Source organism: Burkholderia sp. HAN2018 (assembly GCF_024704855.1).
GTDB lineage: Bacteria > Pseudomonadota > Gammaproteobacteria > Burkholderiales > Burkholderiaceae > Burkholderia > Burkholderia cepacia.
Genome location: NZ_QOBB01000370.1, coordinates 1 through 4,266, shown reverse-complemented (window position 1 = coordinate 4,266; position 4,266 = coordinate 1). Strand labels below are relative to the sequence as shown.

Here is a 4,266-nt window from a genome sequence, read left to right as displayed (position 1 = left end):
AGGCATCGGGCCGGCGCGCGGCACTCGCGTTGCTCGACGACGCCGGCATCGCGTCGCCCGCGCCCGCCGGCAAACCCGACGGGGCGACGCTCGAACGCACGCTTGCGCGCGTCGGCGCATTCCGGGCGGGCCTCGAAGCGGCGTTCGCGCCGCCGGTCGAGCAGGCCGTACGCTGCGCGGACGACACGATCGTGTGCCGTTGCGAGGAGGTCGATGCAGGGACGCTGCGCCGCTGCGTCCGCGACGGCGCGGCAACCGAGCTGAACCGGCTGAAGGCGCTGACGCGCGTCGGAATGGGCCGCTGCCAGGGCCGCATGTGCGGCGACGCGGCCGCGCTCTTGCTGGCCGCCGAAACCGGTCGCCCGCTCGCCGACGTCGGCCGGTTGCGTGCGCAACCGCCCGTGAAGCCGTTCCCGATCTCGGCCGCGCTGGCGGGCGACGATGTCGCGGCGATTCCCGACGAGGCACGCGATGAATGAGACCCGGCATTACGACGTCGCGATCGTCGGCGGCGGCCTCGTCGGCGCGTCGGCCGCACTCGCGCTGACGCGCCGCGGCTTGCGCGCCGGGCTGTTCGAGCGGCGCGATTGCGGTGCGCAGGCGAGCGGCGTGAACTACGGTGGCGTGCGCTGCCAGGGCCGGCCCGCCGAGCAGCTGCCGCTCGCGCTGCGTGCGCGGCGCATCTGGGATCGCCTGCCCGAACTGATCGGCATCGACGGCGAATTCGTCGTGTCGGGCCACCTGCGGCTCGCGCGCAGCGACGCCGATCTCGACGCGCTCGATGCCTACGCGACGCTCGCCGGCGAATACGGCCTGCCGCTGCAGGTGATGCGCGGCGATGCGTTCCGGCGCCGCTACCCGTGGCTCGGCCGTGCGGCGCTCGGCGGCTCGCTGTGCGAGACCGACGGTCACGCCAACCCGCGCCTCGTGTCGCCCGCGTTCGCGCGCGCGGCCCGCGCGGCGGGCGCGGACGTGTTCGAGCACACCCCCGTCGACGACGTTCACCACGACGGCACGCGCTTTCACTTTCAGGCAGGCGGCCGCGCCTGCACCGCGACGTGGCTGATCAACTCGGCCGGCGCGTGGGCGAACACGATCGCCGAACGCTTCGGCGAAGCCGTGCCGATGGAGCCGATCTACCCGAACATGTGGGTGACCGAACCGCTGCCGCCGTTCATCACGCACAACCTCGGCGTGTACGGCGGCGGCGTGTATGCGCGGCAAGTCGCGCGCGGCAACTGCGTGATCGGCGGCGGGCGCGGCCGCGGCGACGGCGAATTCGGCCAGCCGTCGGTCGATACGACGCGCGCGGTGATGCGCGATGCCTGCGCGCTGCTGCCTGCGCTGCGTGACGCACTGCTGATCCGCACGTGGAGCGGCGTCGAAGGCTGCACGCCCGACCACAACCCGATCATCGGCGCGAGCCGCACGACGCCGCGCCTGCTTCATGCGTTCGGCTTTTCCGGCGGCGGCTTCCTGCTCGCGCCGGGCGTCGGCGACGTGCTCGCCGATCTCGTCACGACCGGCGAAACCGCCACCCCGCTCGATGCATTCTCGATCGGCCGCTTCTTCCGCGAAGCCGAGCCGACCGCCCCTTTCCGTCAAGAGGAGACCCACAAATGAAACTGCCCGGAACGATCGCAGCTGCCGCCGCCCTCTGCATCGCAGGTGCCGGCGCGCCCGCGTTCGCGCAAACGAAGACGATCTACGTGGGCATGAATGGCGGCCCGATGGAGAAGGCCTACACGAGCCAGGTGCTGCCCGACTTCGAGAAGGCGAACAACGTGAAGGTCGTCGTCGTGCCCGGCACGTCGTCGGACGTGCTCGCGAAACTGCTCGCGAACCGCAACAAGCCGCAGATCCACGTCGCGTTCCTCGACGACGGCGTGATGGCGCGCGCGGTCAGCCTCGGCGTGTGCCAGAAGCTCGACGATTCGCCGGTGCTGAAGGAGTTGTATCCGTTCGCGCGGATGAAGGACGACGTCGGCGCGGGCGTGCAGCTCGGGATGACCGGCATCGCGTACAACAAGAAGCTGTTCGCCGAGAAAGGCTGGACGCCGCCGACGTCGTGGATGGATTTCGCCGATCCGAAATACAAGGGCAAGGTCGTGTTCCAGTCGGCGTCCAGCAGCACGTTCGGGCTGCACGGCTTCCTCGCGATCAACCGGCTGCTCGGCGGCAACGAGCAGAACGTCGAGCCCGGCTTCAGCAAGTGGGCAAGCACGGTCGGGCCGAACGTCGTCGAGTACATCCCGAACTCGGCGAAGATCTCGGAGATGGTGCAGACCGGCGAAGCCGGCCTGTTCCCGCTCACGCCGACCGGCGTCGGCGACCTGCAGGACAAGGGCATCCCCGTCGCCTACGCGAACCCGAAGGAAGGCCCCGTGCTGCTGCTCGTCGACCTGTGCGTGGTCGCGAACAATCCCGATCCGCAGCTCGCGCAGAAGCTCGCGCAGTTCCTGCTGTCCGCGCCCGCGCAGACGAAGGCGGCCGAGGCCGGCAAGCAGATTCCGACCAACCGTCTCGCGAAGATGCCCGCCGCGATGCAACAGAGCCTCGGCAATGTCGACGATCTCGTGCGCAAGGTGACCGTGGTCGACTGGACCGCGATCAACGCGCGCCGCGCGCAGTGGGATACGCGCTGGAACCGGCAGATCGAGCGGTGACGGCATGCCGGGCGCGCGGGCACGGCCGCGCGCCGCATGACCATCATTTGCGGGAGTGATGACACTCCCCTTTTTCTGCGGATTTGACCGGGGACACGGGGCCGACAACACTAGCCCGCAGTGCCGCAAAGACGGCACGCGCCCGCCCCCCTTCAGAGTCCGCCATGTACCCGACCGACACCGTGCAATCCCCGAGCGCCGCCCGGCCGCTCGCCGACCGGCAGCTGCGCCGGATCGTCATCGCCTCCGTCGCCGGCAACGCGATGGAGTGGTACGACTTCTTCGTGTACGGCACGGCCGCGGCGCTCGTGTTCGGCCACGTGTTCTTTCCGCCCGGCGCGTCGCCGCTCGCGGGCAGCCTCGCCGCGTTCGCGGCATTCGCGCTCGGCTTCGTCGCGCGGCCGCTCGGCGGGATCGTGTTCGGCCACGTCGGTGACCGCTACGGGCGCAAGGCGTCGCTCGTGTGGACGCTGCTGATCATGGGCGCGTCGACCTTCGCGATCGGCCTGCTGCCGACCTATGCGCAGGTCGGCCTGTGGGCACCGGCGGCGCTCGTCGTGCTGCGCCTGCTGCAAGGCATCGCGTCCGGCGGCGAATGGGGCGGCGGCGTGCTGATGATCAGCGAGAACGCGCCGCCCGAGCAGCGCGGCTACTACGCGGCGTGGAGCCAGCTCGGCGTGGGCGGCGGCTTCGTGCTGTCGTCGGCCGCGTTTCTCGCCGCACAGGCGCTGCCGGACGACGCGTTCCGCACCTGGGGCTGGCGGCTGCCGTTCCTCGCGAGCATCGCGATCTTCGCGATCGGCATCTATATCCGCCGTCATCTGCCCGAAAGCCGAGACTTCGAGCAGGCCGGCCGGCGCGGCGCGCACACGCATCTGCCGATCGTCGAGTGCATCCGCCGCCATCCGAAGGAAATCCTGCTCGCGATGGGACTGCGCGTGGCCGAGAACGGCGGCGCCTACATCTTTCTCGCGTTCTCGCTCGTCTACGGCAAATATGTCGGCATCCCGAACGGCGTGATGCTGACCGGCGTGATGATCGCGATGATCGTCGAGATGGGCGCGATGCTCGCGTGGGGCCGGCTGTCCGACCGGATCGGCCGCAAGCCCGTGTACCTGATCGGCGCGCTGAGCCTCGTCGCGTGCGCATTCCCGTTCTTCTGGCTGCTCGACACGCGCGCGACGCCGCTCGTCTGGCTCGCGCTGACGGTCGGCACGGCGGTGAGCCACGGCGCGATGATCGGCACGCTGCCCGCGCTCGTCGGCGAGCTGTTCAGCACCGAGGTGCGCTACTCGGGCGTCGCGCTCGGGCATGAAGTCGCGTCGATCTTCGCCGGCGGGATGTCGCCGCTGATCGCCACCGCGCTGCTCGCGCGTTATCACGCATCGTGGCCCGTGTCGCTGTTTCTCGTCGCGCTCGGCCTCGTCACCGTCGCGACGCTGTGCGTGATGCGCGAAACGCGGATCGTGAGGGCCGCTCCCGCTGCTCCCGCCACCGGCACGCGCGGCGACACGGCGTGACCACCACGCTTCGATCCGCGCAAGCGGGCCGATCCGCACCGGCAGGCGGCGAACACGGCGGCGGCCGGCGCGGCCGTTCC

4 protein-coding genes are annotated in these 4,266 nt (G+C 70.7%); all 4 read left to right on the top strand.

All coding sequences use genetic code 11. The features are described from left to right. Positions 1-479 (top strand): (2Fe-2S)-binding protein (locus DPV74_RS39420; protein WP_205571981.1); only part of this gene is annotated, 479 nt, incomplete at its 5' end. Then, complete coding sequence (locus DPV74_RS39415; RefSeq protein ID WP_060317061.1) at positions 472-1,623, top strand: FAD-binding oxidoreductase; 1,152 nt, start codon at positions 472-474, stop codon at positions 1,621-1,623. The genes DPV74_RS39420 and DPV74_RS39415, both read left to right, overlap by 8 nt. Then, complete coding sequence (locus DPV74_RS39410) at positions 1,620-2,666, top strand: ABC transporter substrate-binding protein (RefSeq protein ID WP_059693773.1); 1,047 nt, start codon at positions 1,620-1,622, stop codon at positions 2,664-2,666. The genes DPV74_RS39415 and DPV74_RS39410 overlap by 4 nt, the downstream gene beginning before the upstream one ends. Before the next feature lie 164 nt (positions 2,667-2,830). After that, on the top strand, positions 2,831-4,186 hold the full coding sequence (locus DPV74_RS39405; RefSeq protein ID WP_119339155.1) for an MFS transporter: 1,356 nt from the start codon (positions 2,831-2,833) through the stop codon (positions 4,184-4,186). Positions 4,187-4,266 lie beyond the last annotated feature (80 nt).